This window comes from Variovorax sp. VNK109, assembly GCF_049445855.1.
In the GTDB taxonomy this organism is placed as follows: Bacteria; Pseudomonadota; Gammaproteobacteria; order Burkholderiales; family Burkholderiaceae_C; genus JAGOCV01.
On sequence record NZ_JBMSDV010000001.1, the window covers coordinates 805,076 to 824,125 of the forward strand.

Sequence of the window (19,050 nt, forward strand, 5' to 3'; positions counted from 1 at the left end):
ACCTTCAGCGAGTCTTGATGCCAGTTTACAGCATGACCGGCTACGCCAGTGCCCAAAAAGGCACGGGTGCAGCCGCTTCCTCCGCGGATTCCGTGTCTCCTGCAACAGTCCGGCTCGGGCTGGAGATCCGCTCGGTCAACAGCCGTTTCCTCGACCTGGCCTTCCGCCTGCCCGACGAATTGCGCCAGCACGAACCCGCCCTGCGTGAACTGCTCACCCAGCGGCTCAAGCGCGGCAAGGTCGAAATGCGTGTGGCCATCGAGTCCTCCAGCGCGTCCAGCGTGACCGAGCCATCGCCCCGCCTGCTGCAGCGCCTGAACGCGGTGCAGGACACCGTCAGGGCCTGGCTGCCCCAGGCCACACCCCTGAGCGTGGGCGAGATCATCCGGCTGGGCAGCCAGGAAGGCCCGACCGGCCACGACTGGAGTGAGGACCTGCCCGCCCTGGCCGAAGAAGCCGTCACCGCGCTGCTGGCCGCCCGCGAGCGCGAAGGTTCACGACTGGCCGAGATGCTCAAGGACCGCATTGCGCAGTTGCGCGCCCTGGCCCAACAGGCCGGCCCGCTGGTGCCGCAGTTGGTGGAGCAGCAGCGCCAGCGCTTCCTCGAACGCTGGAAGGAAGCCATGGCCTTGACCGAAGGAGCCACCCTGCCCGAAGCGGCGCAGGACCGCGCTCTCTCCGAAGCCACGGCCTTCGCCATCCGCATCGATGTGGCCGAGGAATTGACGCGGCTGTCGTCCCACCTCGACGAGATCGGCCGGCTCGTCACCAAGGGCGGCGAAATCGGCAAGCGCCTGGACTTCCTGATCCAGGAACTGCACCGCGAGGCCAACACGCTGGGCTCCAAGTCCGCAGTCCTCGAGATGACACGCATTTCGGTGGACATGAAGGTGCTCATCGAACAGATGCGCGAGCAGGTCCAGAACATCGAATAAGCGAGAATTCAGGCACGCATGGATTACCCCGGAAACCTCTTCGTCGTGGCCGCCCCCAGCGGGGCCGGCAAATCGAGCCTGGTCAACGCATTGCGAGAGCTCGACTCGCTGGTGCAGCCTTCTGTCTCGCACACCACGCGGGCGCCGCGCGGGCAGGAAAAGCACGGCCGCGAGTACTTCTTCGTCTCCCAGGCCGAGTTCGACGCCATGGTGCTGAACAACGCGTTCCTCGAGTGGGCAAACGTACACGGCCATCGCTATGGCACCTCGCGAAAGGCGATCGAGGAGCGCATCTCGCAGGGCGCGGATGTCATCCTGGAGATCGACTTCCAGGGCGCCATCCAGATCAAGCGGATCTTCGCCAACGCGGTGCTGATCTTCATCCTGCCACCGAGCTGGGAAGAACTGCGCTCGCGCCTGCAGCGGCGCGGCGAGGACGCACCGGACGTGATCGAGCTGCGTCTGCAGAATGCCGCCACCGAGATGGCCCAGGCCCATGAGTTCGACTTCGTTATAATCAACGAGTTGTTCGAGCGTGCGCTTTTCGACCTGAAAGCAGTCGTGCACGCGCAGCGGCTGAAGTTTGCGGCACAGCGCAGGACGCGCGCCGATACCTTCCAGGCGCTGGACATTCCCTGATCACATTCCCCCGGAGATCCCAAATGGCCCGCATCACCGTCGAAGACTGCCTGCAGCAGATCCCCAACCGTTTCCAGCTGGTTCTGGCCGCGACCTACCGCGCCCGCATGCTCAGCCAGGGCCACGCGCCCAAGATCGAGAGCAAGAACAAGCCCGGCGTCACGGCCCTGCGCGAGATTGCCGAAGGCAAGGTTGGCCTGGAAATGCTCAAGAAGGTCCCGCTGTAATTAAATTTATTTAATCAGCCCGGTTTTTGGGCTGGTTTTCATGGAAAAGCACCGCATTGCGGTGCTTTTTTTGTTGGCGAGCCGGTGTTTTGCCGCTCTTGCTACATTAAAGCCATGAGCGCATTGATGAAGCCCACCATGCAGGCCGCCGTCCGGCCCGCCGGCGTCAGCCCGGCGGCCCTGAACGCGGCTGCGGCCAGCTTCGCCGCGCTCACCGACAAGATGGTCTATCTGGACGCGTCGGACGTCGAACAGGTTCGCCGCGCCTACCGCTTTGCGGACGAGGCGCATCTGGGTCAGCTGCGCAACAGCGGTGAGCCTTACATCACCCATCCCATCGCCGTGGCCGCCCAATGCGCGGAATGGAAACTCGATGCGCAAGCCCTGATGGCCGCCTTGCTGCATGACGCCATCGAGGATTGCGGTGTCACCAAGCCCGAGCTGATCGAGCGATTCGGCGCACCGGTAGCCGAGCTGGTGGATGGCCTCACCAAGCTGGACAAGCTGCAGTTCCACACACGCGAGGAAAGCCAGGCCGAGTCGTTCCGCAAGATGCTGCTGGCCATGGCGCGCGATGTACGTGTCATCCTGATCAAGCTGGCCGACCGTACGCACAACATGCGCACGCTGCACGACGTGCCACGCGAGAAGTGGTCACGCATCTCGTCGGAGACGCTGGACATCTACGCCCCGATCGCCCACCGCTTGGGCTTGAACCAGACCTATCGCGAACTGCAGGAGCTGGCTTTCACCCACCTGAAGCCCTGGCGGCACACCGTGCTGTCCAAGGCCGTGGCCAAGGCGCGCAGCCGCCGTCGCGACCTCATCCAGAAAGTGCAGCGCGAGGTGGAAGCCGCCTTCACCCAGGCGAAGATCGACGTGCGCATCGCCGGCCGCGAGAAGACGCTGTACTCCATCTACCGCAAGATGGACGAGAAGCACCTGAGCTTCGCGCAGGTCACCGACATCTACGGCTTCCGGCTGATCGTGCCCAGCGTGCTGGACTGCTACACGGCGCTGGGCATCCTGCACCAGATGTACAAGCCGGTGCCGGGCAAGTTCAAGGACCACATCGCGATCGCCAAGCTCAACGGCTACCAGTCGCTGCACACCACACTGGTCGGGCCATCGGGCGTGAACGTGGAGTTCCAGATGCGCACCGAAGCCATGCACGTGGTGGCCGAATCCGGCGTCGCCGCGCACTGGCTGTACAAGGCCAACGAACCCGGTAGCGCGAATGCCGACCGCATGGGCACGAAGTGGCTGCAGTCGCTGCTGGACATCCAGAACGAGACGGTGGACGCCACGGAGTTCTGGGACCACGTCAAGGTGGACCTGTTCCCCGACGCGGTCTACGTGTTCACGCCCAAGAGCCAGATCATGGCGCTGCCGCGCGGCGCGACCGTGGTGGACTTTGCCTATGCCATCCACTCGAGCGTGGGCGACCACACGGCTGCCGCGCGCATCAATGGCGAGCAGGTGCCGCTGCGCACCGAGCTCAAGAACGGCGACATCGTGGAAGTCATCACCGCGCCGATCTCCACGCCCAATCCGGCGTGGCTGGGCTTCGTGCGCACGGGGCGCGCGCGCTCCAAGATCCGCCACTACCTGAAGACGTTGGCGCAGACCGAGTCGCAGGAGCTGGGCGAAAAGCTGTTGCTGCAGGCGCTGCGCGCCGAAGGCATGGAAAAGCTGCCCGACAACGACCCGAAGCGCGGACCGATCTGGGAAAAGCTCCTGCGCTTCACCGGTAGCCGCAATCGTGCCGAACTGCTGACCGACATCGGCCTGGGCAAACGCATCGCCAGCATCGTGGCCAAGCGGCTCGTCGGCTACATGGCCGAAGAAGGCCTGCGCCCAGACGCATTGCTGCTCAGCCGCGAGCGCTACACCGCGCATGAAACCTTGTCGCAAGGCGCGGTCACGCTGGATGGCAGCGAGAACTCCTCCGTGGTATTTGCGCCCTGCTGCCGGCCGATCCCGGGCGACGGCATCGTGGGCTACCTCGGCCATGGCGAGGGGCTGGTGGTGCACACCGACGAATGCGCCGTGGGCCGCCGCCTGCAGTACAAGGACGCCGAGCGCTTCTTCGCCGTGGAATGGGCGGACGAGCCCGTGCGCGCGTTCGAAACCGGCATCATCGTGACCGTGGCAAACGGCAAGGGCGTGCTGGCACGCATTGCCGTGGCACTGGCAGGTGCCGAAGCCGACATCAAGCATGTGGAAATGCCGGACGACGCCGCGCAGGAAGTGAACGACCTGCGCTTCGTGATCGCGGTGCGCGACCGCAGCCATCTGGAGACCGTCTTGCGCAACCTGCGCCGCACGCCCTCGGTCATCGGGGCCAGGCGCGCCATGCCGGCGGGCTGAGCTCCTGCGCCGGCTCAGTCCTTCGCGGGCTCGGGGTAGGTCACGGAAAGAACTTCGATCTCCTGCGCGCCGACCGGCGTGACCAGACGAACCACATCACCCTGGCGCGCCTTGAGCAACGCCCTTGCCACCGGCGCAATCCAGCTCACTTGTTGAAGAGCGCTCTCGGCTTCGTCGATGCCCAGGATGGTGACAGTCCGCTCTGCGCCGGACTCTTCTGCGTAGGTCACCCGGGCACCGAAGAAAATCTGGTCGCTGCCGTGATGCACGCTGGGATCGGCAACCTCGGCGATGTCCAGCCGCTTGGTGAGGAAGCGGATACGGCGGTCGATCTCGCGCAGCCGCTTCTTCCCGTACAGATAGTCGCCGTTTTCCGAGCGGTCGCCGTTGCGTGCAGCCCAGTGGACAGCCTCCACCACCTTGGGCCGCTCGTTGTCCATCAGATCGAGCAATTCAGCGCGCAGGCGCGCGTAACCCTGGGGGGTGATGTAGTTCTTGCCGCCCGCAGGCAACGGCGGAAGACCGGCATCGTCGCCGTCCTCGTCGTCGTGATCGGTTTCCTTGGTGAAAGCCTTGCTCATGAGTCGATGCGCCCAAAGAAAAACGGCCTAGAGCAGGACTCTAGGCCGTTGAATGTTCACTTGCATCAAGTGGTGCGGCTGGCAGGATTCGAACCCACGACCCCTTGGTTCGTAGCCAAGTACTCTATCCAACTGAGCTACAGCCGCGTAGCCCGCTATTGTAGCACGGGTTTCCGGAACGCGAAAATTCCTGTCCGGACGTGGCGGTATGCCCGTTGTGCCCTTGCCAGCATTTCTGGAAACCGTCCTACAGAGGGAAGACACGTGCAACTGCAGAATTCCCCGAATGCCTTCCCTCTCCGAATTCCATTTCAGCTGGCCGCTGGCCATCGGGATCAGCGCAGCGGTGGCCGCGGTCGTACTCATCGTGCTGGTGATCCGGGCGAGACGGCCGCACCCCGAGGCAGAAACGCGCCTTTCCGAGTACGAATGAACCGGCAGCAGCGCATGAGCGCGCACTGCCTGCTCACGACATCGCCATCCATACGGTCATAGAGATGGGCAGCAGTGCGATGGCCACCAGAAGCAGCACGCCGTCGCGCAGCATCAGTGACAGGCCCGTGAGCACGATCACGGACATCGGGATCGACGTCGCGAACGGAATGATCTCCAGCGGAGGCACGGCCAGGGCAAGCGCGATGACGGCGAATGCGACGATCCGGCTAAACGGAGGACGCGTCAGCGCGGAGAGACGCTTGTTGAACAAGTCGTCCGCCTTCAGGGCGACGGGGCGGAGGCGTTGAACGGCGCGTTTGAGCTTGCCGGACGGCAGGCTTCTTCGGGCAAGGAACTGCGGCACCCACATGTGTGTGCGGCCCATGGCCATTTGCGCGGCGAAGAAAACGATGCAGGCGGCGAGCAATGTGGGCATGCCGGGAATCGAGCCGATGGGGGTCAACTCGAACATCGCCGGCAGTGCGATCGCGGGCCCGAAACTGCGATTGCCGAAGCTCTCCATGATGTCGCCGATGCTGACGCGCGGTTCCGAATGCGCAAGCAGGTCCATCGTGTCCAGCATTTCGCCGACGGTCTCGGGCGAATGGGTATTCATCCTTGCTGCCATCTTCAATACCTGAGCTTGGGATACCAATCGGTACCACGGCCCCCGGGCGTGAGATCGAGCACGGACCACAGGGATGCGAGATCGGGTGAATCGCGCGGGTCCTGGCCCGGATCGGCCATGTCCTTCGTCATCTCGCTTGCCCAGAACAGGCGGACCTTGTCGCCGTCGCGCCTGAAGACGGTGAGCGCCGGGTATTCGGATCCATCCGGCTGCAAGACTCCGAGGTCGTTGGCGTAGTCGTCGCCGACGGTCTGCACGAACTCCAGATCGCGCCAGCCGCGCTCCTGTGCAAACGCGAACTGGCGCTCGACCGACGAGCGCCCCAGGATCTTGAGCGCCACGCGCTGCTTGATATCGGCAGCGTTGCCATTCACCGAACCCAACAGGTTGGTGCACATCGGACAGGGCCGCTCGCGCTGGGGACCGTACATCCAGAAATAGGTCACGAGCGTGTCCTTGTCGCCGAAAAGATCGATGAGTCCGACCTCGAAGCCCTGCTCATCCTTGAAGCGGTAGTCCTTGGCGATCACCGGCCCGGGCGGCAGCTTGCGCCGCAGTTCCACCAGGCGCGTGGCGTGGCGCCGCAACTCGATTTCCTCGGCCAGCAAGGCCTCGCGCGCAGCGTCGTATTCGGCCGATGCGCCCGGGAACGGCGTCTTCGCCCTGGTGGCGAGTTGCGTGGCGGGAACGAGTGTCATGTTCATGCCAACAGGTGCGAGGGATCAGTCGATCAGCTTGTTCTTGAGCGCGTAGTACGTCAGGTCGCTGTTGGTGCTGAGGTTCAGCTTTTCCATCAGGCGTGTGCGGTACGTGCTCACCGTCTTGACGCTCAGCGACAGCGTTTCGGCGATGTCGCCGGCCGACTCGCCCTTCGCGAGCTTGAGGAACACCTGGAATTCGCGTTCGGACAGCTGCTCATGCGGGGGCGCGTCATCCTTGCGGTCGAGTTGCCGGGCCAGCAGGTCGGCCACGACGGGCGTGATGTAGCGGCGGCCCAGCGCGATGGTGCGGATCGCATCGACGATGGTCTTCGGATCGCACTCCTTGTTGAGGTAGCCGCTCGCGCCCTGGCGGATCAGGTTCATCGCGTAATGCTCTTCGGGGTAGCCGCTGAGGATGAGGATGCCCACATCCGGTGCCTTGGCGTGGATCATCGACAGCGCGTCGATGCCGCTCTGGCCCGGCATGGACAGGTCCATGACGAGCACGTCGAGTTCGGTGTTGCGTACGAGGTCGATGGCTTCGCGGCCACTGCCCGCCTCGCCCACCACGCGCAGGTCGGTGTGCTCGGAGAAGAACTGGCGCAAGCCAGAACGCACGATGGCGTGGTCGTCGACGATTCCGATTCTGATCATTGTTTGCTTACCTGATGCGTGCTGCCTCCGCTGGATGCGGTGGTTCAGTGCGGCCATTATTGGATGGCATGCGCATGAATTGGCGCTGGCGCTCGCGCGCCGGCACTGAAATGGTTTCAGCCTTACAGGCCAGGCAGGCGCATTCCTACAAACCAGCCCGTGCCGGTCAAAGCACCTTGTGCTCCGCCATGTCCTTCGGCGGCTCGTCCGTGAAGAGCGACTTGGCCATCTTGAAGAGCTGGGTGACTTTCGAGTCCTTCACGTCCCAGTATTCCGCCTCGACGATGCGCACCTGCAGGAGCTGGAGGTCCGGGTCGGCAGGTCCGCCGGGGAACCAGGCTTCTGCGGGCTTGCTCCATAGCCGCTCCACGATCTGCGCATTCTCGATGACGCTGGCCTGTCCGGTGATCGAAACATAACTGTCCTTGCCGGTGTCGGCGTAGGCGATGTTGACCAACCCGTCCGACGCCACGCGCCGCGCCACTTCGCCCGAACGCGACACGAAGAAGTAAAGGTTGCGGTCCGCATCGAGCGACTTGTTCTGTGTCGTCAACGGATGGCTGTGCAGCTTGCCGTCGCTGTGGCGATGCGTGAACATGCCGAAGCGGATGTCCTTGATGAGTTCCCACAAGGTGTCGTGTGCGGTCTTGTCTGCCATGTTCTTGCTCCTGGATGATTGGGTGAAGCAGACATGGTCAGCCAGCCGGACGCTGCAAGCCGTAGTCCCGCGCAGGCGATGCATGTCGGCGCAGGCCTTAGCCACCCGGGAACGATGGCGCGACCGCCTGGCGCGCGGTCAGGCGATGCCGGCCGTCAGAGCCGCCGCGCGATCAGCGCATCCATGCTGAACCGGCCGCCGCCCCTGCCGACCAGGTAGAGCAGCAGGCCAGCCCACGACAGATGGGTCGGCCATGCGTCGGGATAGACGAAGCACTGGATCACCGCCGTCATGCCGAGCAGCGCCAGCGCGGAGAAGCGCGTCGCGAGGCCGAGCACCAGCAGCAGCGGAAACAGATGCTCGGACACCGTCGCGAGTTGGGCGGCGAGTTCGGGCGGCAGCAAGGGCAGCCGGTACTCGTCGCGGAACAGCGCGACCGCACCGTCGCTCACGGTGAACCAGCCTTCGACCTTGGTGCGGCCCGACTGGAAGAAGATGGCGGCGATGGCGACGCGGTTGACCAGCGCCAGCAGTGAATGCGGTGTGAGGGCTTCGAGCCTCGACATGCCGAATCTTTTCACGAGGGGTTCTCCAGGGATGCGAATGCGCCGAGGCCGATCAACCTGACGAGCAGCGCGGCAACGTCTGCGTGCGCGTCCGCTGCGAGCGCGGCACCGGTGGCCTCGCCGAGCGGAAGGCCTCGCGCGCAGGCGTCCAGGAACGCGCAGTCTGCTTCGCCGACCGGATGCCATTGCACGGATTCGCCGGGTCGCGTGAGCAGCGCGCCCTCGCCGTGCCACGGCAGCTCATCGGGCATGGCCACTCCGTCGATGCGGTTGCAGGACCACAGCGTGTATGCCGGATGCTCCGCACACCAGTGCCAGCGCGCCGCAGGATGGGGCTGCAGGCCAAGGGCACCGAGCGCATCGGGCGGCAGGCCGTTGAGCCACCGTGCGTCGAGCGGCGTGGCATCACGGGCCGCATGGCAGAGCGTCCATGCCTGGTCGAGCAAGGCCACGGCCGGAAGGTACGGCAAACCCGACGCCGGTTCGAAATGTTCGAGGAAGCCGGGAAAGCTGTCTCCATAGCGCAGCAGGCGCGGATCGCGCGGCGGGCTCGCGGCCACATGCACGGCCGCAGCGGCGCGGAACCAGTCACGGCCGACCAGCCGCACAACGGCCGGGAAGTTCGCCTCCAGCGCATCGATGCAGGCCTTCATCACCGTGTTGCGATAGACGGCGAAAGCGGGCTGGCGCGCCAGTTGCGGCATGGTGACGCCACTGCCATGCAGCAGCGCATCGACGAAATCACGTTCGAAGGCGATGGCGCCGGTTACGGAATCGTTCACGACATCACCTCCTCGGCAACGCCTTCGAGCATCGAGGCGGCTCGGCTTCGCTCCTGCATCAGCACGTCGAATTCGGGCAGTTCGGCATCGCGTTCGATGAGCGTCGGTCGGGGACCCGCGCGACGCACGGCATCCTCGTACAACGCCCAGACCTCGGGTGCCACGGGCGCGTCGTGCGAGTCGATCAGCAAGTCGGCGCCGAGCTGCGGGTCCTGCGTGTGGCCGGCCAGATGGATTTCCATCACCGCGTCGAGCGGGAAGCGTGCGATGTAGTCCTGCGCGTCGTAGCCGAGGTTGTGCGACGACACGGCGACGTTGTTCACATCCAGCAGCAGTCCGCAGCCGCTGCGGCGCGCGAGCTCGGCCAGGAATTCGCATTCGTCCCACTCGTGCCCGTCGATGCGCAGGTAGTGCGACGGATTCTCGATCGCGACGCGACGACGCAGCCGGTCCTGCAGTTCGCCGACGTGGCGCACGATGCGCGCGAGCGATTCACCGGTTCGCACGACCGGCAGCAGGTCCGGCAGGCAGATGCCGTCGACGGCATTCCAGGCCAGATGCTCCGATACGAGCACTGGTTCGATGCGCCCGGCCAGCGTGGCCAGGCGAGACATGTGTTCGGGGTCGGGCAGCTGCGTGCCGCCCAGTGACAACCCCACGCCATGCAGCGACACTGGATGCCGCGCGCGCACGCGCTCGAGCCACGCGATGCGCGGCCCGCCATCCACCATGTAGTTCTCGGCATGCACTTCGAACCACAGGCCGGGTGCACGTGCCTGCAACGCATCGTCGAAATGCGCGGGCTTGAGCCCGAGTCCGGCTCCGGGTGTGCTCGCTGTCATGGCGCAGTCGTCGCGCGCCTCAGGACTTGGCGGGCGTGAGCGAACCCATGCCCTTGGGGGTCTTGATGCCGACGCAGGTGCCGGCGGGCACGTTCTTCCAGGCATTGGCCTGGTAATCCATCTTCGATGTGCCCGCGCACGTGGTGCCGGGGCCGGCAGCGCAGTCGTTCTTGCCGGCCATGGACACGCCATAGCATTTCTCCATCTTCGCGGCCTTGTCGGCCATGGGTTTGTCCTGCGCGACAGCCACGGTGGCGACACTGGCGGAGAGTGCGGCAAGGGCTGCGCAGACGGCGAGGGAACGGTGGTTCATGGTTTGCTCCTGTAAGGAATACCGGGTCACCATGACCCGGCTGACTCCTAGTTCGCAGCAAACGCGTCTGCGGTTACGCTCTGGGGAAAACCATGACGGTAAAAAATATCTGCCGCGCCTGTAACCGGGTGGCGGCACAGGACGAACTCCATCACGCGCCAGATGATCGCCAGTGAAGTCGAGACCGAATTGCGCGCCCTGTTCCTTGCGGGACTGGGTGGAGACGCGGCCGCCTACCGCACTTTCCTGCAACGTGCGGGACGGCATCTGCGTGCTTTCCTCGCGCGGCGCTTGTTTGGCTGGCCCGATGAAGTGGAGGACCTTGTCCAGGAATGCCTGCTTGCCATGCACAACCAACGCCATACCTACCAGAGCGACCAGCCGCTGACGGCCTGGGTGCATGCCATCGCGCGCTACAAGCTCATCGACCTCCTGCGTGCGAAGTCACGTCGCGAAGCCCTGCATGACCCCCTGGATGACGAGCTCGAAGTCTTCGCGGCTTCAGCGGAAGAGGCGAGCGATGCGCGGCGCGATCTCGACGGTTTGCTCGAATCGCTGCCCGACCGGCAGCGCCTGCCTATCCGTCACGTCAAACTCGAAGGCCTGTCCGTCGCCGAAACCGCCAAACTGACCGGCATGTCCGAATCTGCGGTCAAGGTCGGCATCCATCGCGGCCTCAAGGCGCTGGCCACGCGCATCAGGAGCCTTGCATGAAAACAGACCGTTTGATCGATCTGCTGGCATCGGACGCTGCGCCCGTTGCGCGGAACGTGGCGTCCAGGCGGATGGGCCTCGCGCTGCTGTTGGGGCTTCCCCTGGCCGCGCTGATCGTCGCCACCGAATACGGGTTCCGCGACGACCTGATGCAGGTGGCGGCCCAGCCCATGTTCTGGGTGAAGCTCGGCTTGCCGCTCGTCGTGGCGATTGCCGGCTTCGTCGTGGCCACCCGACTCGGCCGGCCCGGCGTGCGCGCGGGCCTGCCGGTCGCCGGCTTGCTGCTGCCATTGGCGTTCGCCTGGGGTCTGGGCCTGTTCGCCTGGTTCGATGCACCGGCCGCCGAACGCGCATCATTGCTCTGGGGGCAGACGTGGCGCAGTTGTGCGTTCAGCATCGGCCTCATCGCATTTCCTGCCTTCGCAGCCGCGCTGGCGGCACTGCGCTCGCTCGCGCCGACGAAACCTGTCGCTGCAGGTGCCGCGGCCGGCGCCTTCGCGGGCGGCCTGGGTGCGGCGGTGTATGCGCTGCACTGCCCGGAACTCGCGGCGCCGTTCATCGCGGTCTGGTACGTGCTCGGCGTGGCGTTGCCAGTCGTTGCGGGCGCGGTGGCGGGACGCTTCCTGCTGAAGTGGTGAATTGCGGGTCGGGCACCCGTCCTACTCGCGCGAGTCCGGCTCTCCCCTACCCTGCGTTCTTCATCGTCTCGCAGCGGAAATCCATGCCGAACAGGAAAAAAGTCGCCCCGCTTTCCAACGCTTCCCGGCCCGCCCGGCGCAACAGCCACGGCATCCACGACCTGCCGCTGGTCACCATCGACAGCTACAGCCTGGAACTGCGCGACGACGAGCGCGCGGGCTTCGTGGGCGATCGGGCCAGTCGCACGGCTTTCACCGGAATCCTGCATGCCTGGCGCAGGCAGATGAAACGGGTCATGGGTGGCGCAGACCCGCTGGGCGACGTGAAGACGCACGAGCTCGGCAGCAGAACCGACGACCTGCTGCAGGGCGACACACCTGCCGCCCACACGGTGCAGGCGGCCGTGGAGGACTATGCACACCAGCTTGCCCATGTGACGCATCGCTTCATGTCGCACAAGGCGTGGCAGGGGGTCGAGCGCATCATCGTGGGCGGCGGCTTCCAGCAGAGCGAAACCGGCAAGCTCGCGATCGCTCGCGCCGCGCAACTGCTCCGCAGCCAATCGCAGCCCGTGGACCTGCGCCTGCTGCACTACCACCCGGATGAAGGCGGGCTGGTCGGCTGGGCGCACATCGTTCCCGCGCGCGAGCTGCGGGGCATGACGGCTTTCCTGGCCGTGGACATCGGCGGCACCAACGCGCGCTGCGGCATCGTGCGGCCCAACTACGACGAAGCGCACGACCTGCGCAATGCCGAAGTGGTCATGCGCGCGAAATGGGGCCATGCAGCCGACGAGGACGTGACGCGCCGTGCCAACGTGGTGGGCGGCATCGTCGGCATGCTGGAGAAGCTCATCGACAGCGCCAACCGCACAGGCATCGAACTCGCGCCGTTCGTGGGCGTCGCGTGCCCCGGTGTGGTCCGCCGCAACGGCACCATTGCCAACGGCACGCAGAACCTGCCGGGCGACTGGGAGGCACCGAACTTCAACCTGCCCGCGGCCATGCGGGAGAAGCTGCCGAAAATCCAGGGGCAGCAGATCCGCGTCCTGCTGCACAACGACGCGGTCGTGCAGGGCCTGTCGCAACGGCCGTTCACCTCGGACGTGAAGCGATGGGGCGTGCTGACGCTGGGTACCGGGCTGGGGAACGCGAGCTTCACCAACAAGTAATGCCGCGTCGCGTAAAGTCGCGGCGTGAACGGTACCTCGTCATCCGCCCGTCAGGGCATCGTCATGATTCTTGCGGGTGCTGCGTTCCTGTCGGTCAGCGACGCGATCGCGAAGTGGCTGGGCGACTTCTACACACCGGCACAATTGCTGTTCCTGCGCGGGCTGATCGCAGCGCCCGCGCTCGCCGGCGTGATCGTGTGGACGCAAGGTCTCGACGGACTGCGCACGCGCAACGGTGGCCTTCACGTCTTCCGCGGTCTTGCCAACGTCGTCACGGCCAGCATCTTCTACGCGGGGCTTGCCAAGGTGCCGCTGGCTGCCGCCACCGCCGTGGCTTACAGTGCGCCGCTGTTCGTCACGGTGTTGTCCGTCGTGTTGCTGCGCGAATACGTTGGGTGGGTGCGCTGGACCAGCGTCATCGCCGGATTCGCGGGCGTGCTGGTGATCGTGCGGCCGGACAGCGGCGGGTTCGAATGGGCGTATGCATACCCGCTGGCTGCCGCACTCGGTTACGCCATCCTCATGGTCAGCGCGCGATGGATCGACGATGGCGAGGGCATGCTCACGACGATGTTCTACATCGCGCTCGGGCAGATCGTCTTTGCCGGCGTCACCATGCCTTGGCTCTGGACGGGCGTCGAGCTTTCGCATGCACCGGCACTGGCGGCGCTCGCGCTGTGCAGCGCGCTGGGCCTCGGGCTCATCACGCAGGCCTTCCGCCATGCGCCCGCGTCGCTGATCGCGCCACTCGACTACAGCGGACTCATCTGGGCTGCAGCGATCGGCTGGCTTTTCTGGCGCGAAGCCTTCAACGCCAGCTTCTTCCTCGGTGCAGCGCTGATCGTGGCCAGCGGCACTGCCGTGATGCTGCGGAAAGACTGAAGCATTGCAGCACCGAAGCAGCGGAACGCGGCATCGCTGGCATGATGCCGACATGATCATCGTCCACCACCTCGACCACTCCCGTTCACAGCGCGTCCTCTGGTTGCTTGAAGAACTCGGGCTCGAGTACGAGCTGAAGCTGTACCGACGCCATCCGCAGACCATGCTCGCGCCGCCCGAGCTGCGCCAGGTCCACCCGCTGGGCAAGTCGCCCGTCATCGAGGACAACGGCCTCGTCGTCGCCGAGTCCGCCGCCATCCTCGAATACCTGGTCGAGCGCTACGGCAACGGGCGCTTCACGCCGCCCGCCGGAACGCCGGAGGCCTTGCGCTGCCGCTACTGGTTGCACTATGCGGAAGGCTCCGCAATGTCGCCGCTGCTTCTCAAGCTCGTGTTCGACCAGATCGAGACGAAGGCGCCGTTCATCGTCAGGCCGGTCGCGAAGGCGATCGCCAGAACCTTCAAGAAAGGGTTCGTGCTGCCGCAGATCAGGCAGCACATGGACTTCATCGAAGCCGAACTGGGCAAGAGCGAGTGGTTCGCCGGCACGGAGCTGACGCTGGCCGACATGCAGATGAGTTTCCCGCTCGAAGCGGCTGCCGAACGCGCCGCCGCCACGGAGGGACGCCCCGCCATCGCCGCGTGGCTCGGGCGCATCCATGCGCGGCCCGCGTATCAGCGCGCGGTGGCGCGGGGAAACGGTTGGATGGTAGGGCGTGTTGGACTTGAACCAACGACCAAAGGATTATGAGTCCTCTGCTCTGACCAACTGAGCTAACGCCCCACGGATGCGGACCGCGCATTGTAGGCTGCGGCCACCCGTCGGCCGCGCTACTTGGGGTTGTGGCTCAGCGCGTTGCTCACCAGGCGCGAGGTGATGTCCACGATCTGGATCATGCGGTCGTAGGGCATGCGCGTGGGGCCGATCACACCGAGCGTGCCGACGATCTGGCCGTCCACTTCGTAGGGCGCGCTGACCACCGACAGTTCTTCCACCGGCACCATCTGGCTTTCGCCGCCGATGTAGATGCGCACGCCCTCGGCCTTGCTGGACACGTCGAGCAGGCGCGCGAGTTGTGCCTTTTTCTCGAACATGTCGAACGCCCGGCGAAGCTGGCCCATGTCACTCGAAAAATCGCTCACGGCCAGCAGGTTGCGCTCACCGGAGATGACGACATCGTCCTCCTTCTGCGTCAGTGCTTCGGTGCTCACCGTCACGGCCGCCTGCATGAGTGTGGCGATTTCGCCGCGCAGTTGCTCCATCTCGTTCTTCAGGCGCTCGCGCACCTGCTCGATGGCCAGGCCTGCGTAGTTGGCGTTCAGGTAGTTGGCCGCCTCGACGAGCTGCGACTGGTTGTAGTCGGTGTCGGTGAAGATGACGCGGTTCTGCACGTCGCCGTCGGGCGTGACGATGATGACGAGCACACGCTTGTCCGACAGCCGCATGAATTCCATGTGACGGAACACGGACGAGCGGCGCGGCGCCATGACGACGCCGACGAACTGCGACAGGTTGGACAGCAGTTGCGCCGCGTTGGCGATCACCTTCTGCGGCTGGTCAGGCACGAGGTGCGGCGTACTCAGCTCGTGCCGCTGCGCGGTGAGCATGGTGTCCACGAACAGGCGATAGCCGCGCGAGGTCGGGATGCGCCCGGCCGAGGTGTGCGGGCTGGCGATGAGGCCCGCTTCTTCCAGGTCCGACATCACGTTGCGGATGGTGGCAGGCGAGAGTTCGATCCCCGACGCGCGGGACAGCGTACGCGAACCGACGGGTTGTCCGTCGGCGATGTAGCGCTCGACCAGCGCTTTGAGCAACAACTTGGCACGATCATCGAGCATGCAACGATTTTAATGATCTAATTTCCCGCATGAGCAGCAAATTTCGCCAGGTTGCCCTGATCGGCAAGTACCAAGCCGCTGCCCCCGGGGGGTCGGCCGCCACGTCCCGCAAGACGCTGGAAGATCTGGCCAAGTTCGTCCAGAACCTGGGCTGCGAGGTGGTGATCGAGCACGACACGGCCAGCAACTCGGGCATCACCGGTTTTCCCGTTCTCGACGTCGAGGCGATTGGCCAGCAGAGTGACCTGGGCCTGGTGCTCGGGGGCGATGGCACGATGCTGGGCATCGGCCGCCGGCTTGCACCGTACGGCGTTCCGCTGATCGGCATCAACCAGGGTCGTCTGGGCTTCGTCACCGACATCCCCATCGAGAACTACCAGGCCACGCTGACGCCCATGCTCATGGGCGAGTACGAGGAGGACCATCGCAGCCTGATGCATGCGCGCGTGATGCGCGGCGAGGAATGCGTGTTCGATGCCCGCGCCATGAACGACGTGGTGGTGAACCGCGGCGCAACCTCGGGCATGGTGGAACTGCGCATCGAGGTCGACGGCCGCTTTGTCGCGAGCCATCGCGCAGACGGCCTGATCATCGCCACGCCCACGGGCTCGACCGCGTACGCGCTGTCGGCCGGCGGGCCGATGTTGCACCCTTCGGTGCCCGGCTGGGTCATGGTCCCGATCGCGCCGCACACGCTGTCCAACCGTCCGATCGTGCTGCCGGACGCTTCCGAGATCGCCATCGAACTCGTCGCCGGACGCGACGCCAGCGCGAACTTCGACATGCAATCGCTCGCCTCGCTGCTGCACGGCGACCGCGTGACGGTGCGGCGCTCGCAACACCATGTGCGCTTCCTGCATCCGCGTGGCTGGAGTTATTTCGACACGCTGCGCAGGAAGCTGCACTGGAACGAGGGAGGGTCCTGAGCCATGGCGTTGCGGCGCATCGTGCTGCGCGACTTCGTGATCGTGCACGAGCTCGAACTCGACCTGTCCGCAGGCTTCACCGTTCTCACCGGCGAAACCGGTGCCGGCAAATCCATCCTCGTCGATGCCTTGCAGATGGCGCTGGGCGCCCGCGCCGACGCCGGCGTGGTACGTGAAGGCGCGGCCCGCGCCGACATCAGCGCCGAATTCGACGCGCCACCCCAACTGGCGTTCTGGCTGCAGGATGCCGGCTTTGAAGCCAACACTGAGGCAGATTCCGACACGCTGCTGCTGCGCCGCACGGTGGACGCGCAAGGCAAGAGCCGTGCATGGATCAACGGCAGCCCCGCCACCGCCACGCAGTTGCGCGAGGCCGGTGATTTCCTGCTGGACATCCACGGCCAGCATGCGTGGCAAAGCCTGACCCGGCCCGAGTCCATCCGCCAGTTGCTGGACGCGTACGCGGGCGTGAATGCCGGCGAACTCGACGCGCCGTGGCAGCAATGGCGTGCCGCGCAAAAGTCACTGGAAGACGCACGCAATGCGCAGGACACGCTGCAACGTGAACGCGAGCGGCTGGCCTGGCAGATCGGTGAAGTCGACAAGCTTGCACCGGGTGCAGGTGAATGGGACGAACTCAACGCGGCCCATACACGACTCTCGCATGCCCAAGCGTTGCTGGACACGGCCCACCAGGCGCTGAACGCCCTGGAAGACGATGAATCCGGCGCGCTGGCCGGTCTTGCACGGGCACAGACATCGTTGGCTGGTCAGGCGCACATCGACCCCGAATTCCAGGCCTTGTCCGACGTGCTCGCCTCCAGCCTCGCGCAGGCCGAGGACGCCGTCCACACGCTGCACGGCTACCTGCGCAAGACGGAACTCGACCCGTCTCGTCTCGCCGAGCTGGACGAGCGCGTCGCGCTCTGGCTGTCGCTCGCCCGCCGCTACAAGCGCACGGCGCCGGAGCTGCCTGCCCTGCTTGCCGGATGGAAGGAAGAACTGTCGCGCCTGGACGCTGCAGCCGACCTGCACGCGCTGGAGAAGGCCGAAAATGCGGCGCGCGACGGATTCCTTTCGCAAGCGCGCAAACTCTCCCGAGCGCGCGCGAAAGCCGCTCCGCAACTGGCCACGGCCATCACGCAAGCCATGCAGGGCCTGGGCATGCAGGGCGGCCGGTTCGAGGTCACGCTCACCCGGCTCGACGAACCCGCACGCGGCGGACTTGAAGAAGTCGGCTTCCTCGTCGCCGGACACGCCGGCAGCACGCCGCGCCCCGTGGGCAAGGTGGCGTCGGGCGGCGAACTGTCGCGCATCGCGCTAGCCATCGCGGTCACCACCAGCCAGCTCGGCGCGGCGCAGACGCTGATCTTCGACGAAGTGGACGCAGGCGTTGGCGGCGCGGTGGCCGAGACCGTGGGCCGGCTCATGAAGCAGCTCGGCAAGGACCGGCAGGTGCTCGCGGTCACCCACCTGCCGCAGGTGGCTGCATGCGCGGATGCGCATCTCGTCGTCGCCAAGCGTGCCAATGAAGGACGAACCGAAAGCACCGTGCAGCCTGTCATCGGCGAGCAGCGCGTCGGCGAAATTGCCCGCATGCTTGGCGGTGAACGTCTGTCCGGCACGTCACTCGCCCACGCGCGCGAGATGCTGGGAGGTTGAACGTGGAGCTCGTCCTCATCAGCGGCATGTCCGGCTCCGGCAAGTCGGTGGCCCTGCATGCGCTGGAGGATGCCGGCTACTACTGCGTGGACAACTTGCCGCCCGAGCTGTTGCAGCAATTCATCGCGCTCGAAATCCAGCACCAGGCCGCACGCGTGGCGATCGCCATGGACGTGCGAAGCGCGACGTCACTGCCGCTGGTCCCTCAGCAGCTCGCTGAACTGCGCCAGCAGGACATCACGGTGCGCACGCTGTTCCTTGACGCCAACACCGACACACTGGTGCGCCGTTACTCCGAAACCCGTCGCAAGCACCCGCTGTCCGTCTCGCCGGCTCGCGCCGACGTGCTGGAGCAGCAACGCGCTCTGGTCGAAGCCATCGAACTCGAGCGTGAACTGCTGGCCGATATGCGCGACCAGGCCCACGTCATCGACACCAGCCTGATCCGCTCGTCGCAGTTGCAGAGCTACGTCAAGTCGCTCATCTCCGCGCCGGCAAGCGCAATGACGCTGGTGTTCGAATCGTTCGCTTTCAAGCGCGGCATCCCGCTCGACGCGGACTATGTGTTCGACGTGCGCATGCTGCCGAACCCGCACTACGAAACAGACCTGCGCCCGCTCACGGGACGTGACGAACCCGTCGTCACCTGGCTGCGCCAGCACGAGAGCGTCAGCGTGATGTTTGCGCACATCGAGCAGTTCCTCAAGCACTGGCTGCCGGCACTCGCACACGACCATCGCAGCTATGTGACCGTGGCCGTCGGTTGCACGGGCGGGCAGCACCGTTCGGTGTTCCTGGTGGAGCAACTGGCTCGCGTGTTCGGTTCGCACTGGGTCACGCTCAAGCGTCACCGCGAACTCGACAACCAGGCGGAAGGCCGATAGCT

General features: G+C 65.5%; 23 protein-coding genes and 2 tRNA genes. 13 read left to right on the forward strand and 12 right to left on the reverse strand.

Translation table 11 applies throughout. The annotated features are described in order from the left end of the window. Positions 1 to 17: 17 nt before the first annotated feature. The 4 genes from ACO2Q9_RS03920 (at position 18) to ACO2Q9_RS03935 (ending at position 4,171) form a co-directional block, all read left to right on the forward strand. Complete coding sequence (locus tag ACO2Q9_RS03920; protein ID WP_423308510.1) at positions 18 to 935, forward strand: YicC/YloC family endoribonuclease; 918 nt, start codon at positions 18 to 20, stop codon at positions 933 to 935. A gap of 18 nt (positions 936 to 953) precedes the next feature. Then, positions 954 to 1,574, forward strand: coding sequence for a guanylate kinase (gene gmk, locus ACO2Q9_RS03925; protein ID WP_423308512.1), 621 nt, complete (start codon positions 954 to 956; stop codon positions 1,572 to 1,574). A 23-nt stretch (positions 1,575 to 1,597) separates the two neighbouring features. After that, positions 1,598 to 1,801: a DNA-directed RNA polymerase subunit omega gene (rpoZ, locus tag ACO2Q9_RS03930; protein WP_423308514.1), complete on the forward strand. Its 204-nt coding sequence runs from the start codon at positions 1,598 to 1,600 to the stop codon at positions 1,799 to 1,801. A gap of 114 nt (positions 1,802 to 1,915) precedes the next feature. Continuing rightward, on the forward strand, positions 1,916 to 4,171 hold the full coding sequence (locus ACO2Q9_RS03935; RefSeq protein WP_423308516.1) for a RelA/SpoT family protein: 2,256 nt from the start codon (positions 1,916 to 1,918) through the stop codon (positions 4,169 to 4,171). A 14-nt stretch (positions 4,172 to 4,185) separates the two neighbouring features. On the opposite strand, the gene greB is transcribed toward ACO2Q9_RS03935, so the two are convergent. Continuing rightward, the gene (greB, locus tag ACO2Q9_RS03940; RefSeq protein ID WP_423308518.1) at positions 4,186 to 4,752 is read right to left on the reverse strand and encodes a transcription elongation factor GreB; all 567 of its coding nucleotides are present in this window, start codon (positions 4,750 to 4,752) and stop codon (positions 4,186 to 4,188) included. A 70-nt stretch (positions 4,753 to 4,822) separates the two neighbouring features. Beyond that, positions 4,823 to 4,899 (reverse strand) — tRNA-Arg (locus ACO2Q9_RS03945). A 139-nt stretch (positions 4,900 to 5,038) separates the two neighbouring features. Between ACO2Q9_RS03945 and ACO2Q9_RS03950 the strand changes: the two genes are divergently transcribed. Then, positions 5,039 to 5,185 carry a hypothetical protein gene (locus tag ACO2Q9_RS03950; RefSeq protein ID WP_423308520.1) on the forward strand — a complete coding sequence of 49 codons (147 nt, stop codon included), beginning with the start codon at positions 5,039 to 5,041 and terminating at the stop codon, positions 5,183 to 5,185. A gap of 33 nt (positions 5,186 to 5,218) precedes the next feature. On the opposite strand, the gene ACO2Q9_RS03955 is transcribed toward ACO2Q9_RS03950, so the two are convergent. The 8 genes from ACO2Q9_RS03955 to ACO2Q9_RS03990 all read right to left on the reverse strand — a co-directional run bounded on the left by ACO2Q9_RS03955 (position 5,219) and on the right by ACO2Q9_RS03990 (position 10,331). After that, positions 5,219 to 5,758: an exopolysaccharide biosynthesis protein gene (locus tag ACO2Q9_RS03955; protein WP_423308522.1), complete on the reverse strand. Its 540-nt coding sequence runs from the start codon at positions 5,756 to 5,758 to the stop codon at positions 5,219 to 5,221. Between the two features lie 59 nt (positions 5,759 to 5,817). Continuing rightward, positions 5,818 to 6,519, reverse strand: coding sequence for a DUF899 family protein (locus tag ACO2Q9_RS03960; RefSeq protein ID WP_423308524.1), 702 nt, complete (start codon positions 6,517 to 6,519; stop codon positions 5,818 to 5,820). Between the two features lie 18 nt (positions 6,520 to 6,537). Next, positions 6,538 to 7,170 (reverse strand): response regulator, encoded by a 633-nt coding sequence (locus ACO2Q9_RS03965; protein ID WP_423308526.1) that lies wholly within the window; start codon positions 7,168 to 7,170, stop codon positions 6,538 to 6,540. Between the two features lie 166 nt (positions 7,171 to 7,336). Continuing rightward, on the reverse strand, positions 7,337 to 7,828 hold the full coding sequence (locus tag ACO2Q9_RS03970; protein WP_423308528.1) for a pyridoxamine 5'-phosphate oxidase family protein: 492 nt from the start codon (positions 7,826 to 7,828) through the stop codon (positions 7,337 to 7,339). Positions 7,829 to 7,983: 155 nt separating this feature from the next. Further along, a complete protein-coding gene (locus ACO2Q9_RS03975; RefSeq protein WP_423309916.1) occupies positions 7,984 to 8,394 on the reverse strand; it encodes a DoxX family protein in 411 nt (136 codons plus the stop codon). A gap of 11 nt (positions 8,395 to 8,405) precedes the next feature. Next, positions 8,406 to 9,176 carry a DNA-binding domain-containing protein gene (locus ACO2Q9_RS03980; RefSeq protein ID WP_423308530.1) on the reverse strand — a complete coding sequence of 257 codons (771 nt, stop codon included), beginning with the start codon at positions 9,174 to 9,176 and terminating at the stop codon, positions 8,406 to 8,408. Continuing rightward, entirely contained in the window at positions 9,173 to 10,018 is an 846-nt protein-coding gene (locus ACO2Q9_RS03985) for a DUF692 domain-containing protein (RefSeq protein WP_423308532.1), read from the reverse strand. The genes ACO2Q9_RS03980 and ACO2Q9_RS03985 overlap by 4 nt, the downstream gene beginning before the upstream one ends. Positions 10,019 to 10,037: 19 nt before the next feature. Then, a complete protein-coding gene (locus ACO2Q9_RS03990; protein ID WP_423308534.1) occupies positions 10,038 to 10,331 on the reverse strand; it encodes a DUF2282 domain-containing protein in 294 nt (97 codons plus the stop codon). Positions 10,332 to 10,493: 162 nt separating this feature from the next. On the opposite strand from ACO2Q9_RS03990, the gene ACO2Q9_RS03995 reads away from it, so the two are divergent. From ACO2Q9_RS03995 to ACO2Q9_RS04015, 5 genes are all read left to right on the forward strand, one after another. After that, entirely contained in the window at positions 10,494 to 11,045 is a 552-nt protein-coding gene (locus ACO2Q9_RS03995) for a sigma-70 family RNA polymerase sigma factor (RefSeq protein WP_423308536.1), read from the forward strand. Next, positions 11,042 to 11,683: an NrsF family protein gene (locus ACO2Q9_RS04000; protein WP_423308538.1), complete on the forward strand. Its 642-nt coding sequence runs from the start codon at positions 11,042 to 11,044 to the stop codon at positions 11,681 to 11,683. Before ACO2Q9_RS03995 ends, ACO2Q9_RS04000 begins: the two co-directional genes overlap by 4 nt. A gap of 83 nt (positions 11,684 to 11,766) precedes the next feature. Then, a complete protein-coding gene (locus ACO2Q9_RS04005) occupies positions 11,767 to 12,855 on the forward strand; it encodes an ROK family protein (protein ID WP_423308540.1) in 1,089 nt (362 codons plus the stop codon). 24 nt (positions 12,856 to 12,879) lie between these two features. Beyond that, the gene (locus ACO2Q9_RS04010) at positions 12,880 to 13,737 is read left to right on the forward strand and encodes a DMT family transporter (RefSeq protein WP_423308542.1); all 858 of its coding nucleotides are present in this window, start codon (positions 12,880 to 12,882) and stop codon (positions 13,735 to 13,737) included. 52 nt (positions 13,738 to 13,789) lie between these two features. Beyond that, positions 13,790 to 14,488: a glutathione S-transferase gene (locus tag ACO2Q9_RS04015; RefSeq protein ID WP_423309918.1), complete on the forward strand. Its 699-nt coding sequence runs from the start codon at positions 13,790 to 13,792 to the stop codon at positions 14,486 to 14,488. Here ACO2Q9_RS04015 and ACO2Q9_RS04020 read toward each other — a convergent pair. Beyond that, a tRNA-Ile gene (locus tag ACO2Q9_RS04020) sits at positions 14,445 to 14,521 on the reverse strand. The genes ACO2Q9_RS04015 and ACO2Q9_RS04020 overlap by 44 nt on opposite strands. Positions 14,522 to 14,568: 47 nt before the next feature. Further along, positions 14,569 to 15,576, reverse strand: a complete 1,008-nt coding sequence (hrcA, locus tag ACO2Q9_RS04025) for a heat-inducible transcriptional repressor HrcA (RefSeq protein ID WP_423308544.1) — start codon at positions 15,574 to 15,576, stop codon at positions 14,569 to 14,571. Between the two features lie 29 nt (positions 15,577 to 15,605). On the opposite strand from hrcA, the gene ACO2Q9_RS04030 reads away from it, so the two are divergent. The 3 genes from ACO2Q9_RS04030 to rapZ are packed head-to-tail and all read left to right on the forward strand — an operon-like array spanning position 15,606 to position 19,048. Then, positions 15,606 to 16,502, forward strand: a complete 897-nt coding sequence (locus ACO2Q9_RS04030) for an NAD kinase (RefSeq protein ID WP_423308546.1) — start codon at positions 15,606 to 15,608, stop codon at positions 16,500 to 16,502. 3 nt (positions 16,503 to 16,505) lie between these two features. Then, the gene (recN, locus tag ACO2Q9_RS04035; RefSeq protein ID WP_423308548.1) at positions 16,506 to 18,164 is read left to right on the forward strand and encodes a DNA repair protein RecN; all 1,659 of its coding nucleotides are present in this window, start codon (positions 16,506 to 16,508) and stop codon (positions 18,162 to 18,164) included. Continuing rightward, positions 18,161 to 19,048: an RNase adapter RapZ gene (gene rapZ / locus ACO2Q9_RS04040; protein WP_423308550.1), complete on the forward strand. Its 888-nt coding sequence runs from the start codon at positions 18,161 to 18,163 to the stop codon at positions 19,046 to 19,048. The genes recN and rapZ overlap by 4 nt, the downstream gene beginning before the upstream one ends. The last annotated feature ends 2 nt before the right edge of the window (positions 19,049 to 19,050 follow it).

Bases quoted from the DNA above. Each gene is read 5' to 3' on its own strand.
- ACO2Q9_RS03960 (WP_423308524.1), bottom strand. From the start codon at position 6,519: ATGAACATGACACTCGTTCCCGCCACGCAACTCGCCACCAGGGCGAAG.
- ACO2Q9_RS04015 (WP_423309918.1), top strand. From the start codon at position 13,790: ATGATCATCGTCCACCACCTCGACCACTCCCGTTCACAGCGCGTCCTC.
- ACO2Q9_RS03950 (WP_423308520.1), top strand. From the start codon at position 5,039: ATGCCTTCCCTCTCCGAATTCCATTTCAGCTGGCCGCTGGCCATCGGG.
- recN (WP_423308548.1), top strand. From the start codon at position 16,506: ATGGCGTTGCGGCGCATCGTGCTGCGCGACTTCGTGATCGTGCACGAG.
- ACO2Q9_RS03995 (WP_423308536.1), top strand. From the start codon at position 10,494: ATGATCGCCAGTGAAGTCGAGACCGAATTGCGCGCCCTGTTCCTTGCG.
- gmk (WP_423308512.1), top strand. From the start codon at position 954: ATGGATTACCCCGGAAACCTCTTCGTCGTGGCCGCCCCCAGCGGGGCC.
- greB (WP_423308518.1), bottom strand. From the start codon at position 4,752: ATGAGCAAGGCTTTCACCAAGGAAACCGATCACGACGACGAGGACGGC.
- ACO2Q9_RS03990 (WP_423308534.1), bottom strand. From the start codon at position 10,331: ATGAACCACCGTTCCCTCGCCGTCTGCGCAGCCCTTGCCGCACTCTCC.
- ACO2Q9_RS03965 (WP_423308526.1), bottom strand. From the start codon at position 7,170: ATGATCAGAATCGGAATCGTCGACGACCACGCCATCGTGCGTTCTGGC.
- ACO2Q9_RS03920 (WP_423308510.1), top strand. From the start codon at position 18: ATGCCAGTTTACAGCATGACCGGCTACGCCAGTGCCCAAAAAGGCACG.
- ACO2Q9_RS03955 (WP_423308522.1), bottom strand. From the start codon at position 5,758: ATGGACCTGCTTGCGCATTCGGAACCGCGCGTCAGCATCGGCGACATC.
- ACO2Q9_RS03985 (WP_423308532.1), bottom strand. From the start codon at position 10,018: ATGACAGCGAGCACACCCGGAGCCGGACTCGGGCTCAAGCCCGCGCAT.
- hrcA (WP_423308544.1), bottom strand. From the start codon at position 15,576: ATGCTCGATGATCGTGCCAAGTTGTTGCTCAAAGCGCTGGTCGAGCGC.
- ACO2Q9_RS04000 (WP_423308538.1), top strand. From the start codon at position 11,042: ATGAAAACAGACCGTTTGATCGATCTGCTGGCATCGGACGCTGCGCCC.
- ACO2Q9_RS04005 (WP_423308540.1), top strand. From the start codon at position 11,767: ATGCCGAACAGGAAAAAAGTCGCCCCGCTTTCCAACGCTTCCCGGCCC.
- ACO2Q9_RS03975 (WP_423309916.1), bottom strand. From the start codon at position 8,394: ATGTCGAGGCTCGAAGCCCTCACACCGCATTCACTGCTGGCGCTGGTC.
- rpoZ (WP_423308514.1), top strand. From the start codon at position 1,598: ATGGCCCGCATCACCGTCGAAGACTGCCTGCAGCAGATCCCCAACCGT.
- ACO2Q9_RS04030 (WP_423308546.1), top strand. From the start codon at position 15,606: ATGAGCAGCAAATTTCGCCAGGTTGCCCTGATCGGCAAGTACCAAGCC.
- ACO2Q9_RS03970 (WP_423308528.1), bottom strand. From the start codon at position 7,828: ATGGCAGACAAGACCGCACACGACACCTTGTGGGAACTCATCAAGGAC.
- ACO2Q9_RS03935 (WP_423308516.1), top strand. From the start codon at position 1,916: ATGAGCGCATTGATGAAGCCCACCATGCAGGCCGCCGTCCGGCCCGCC.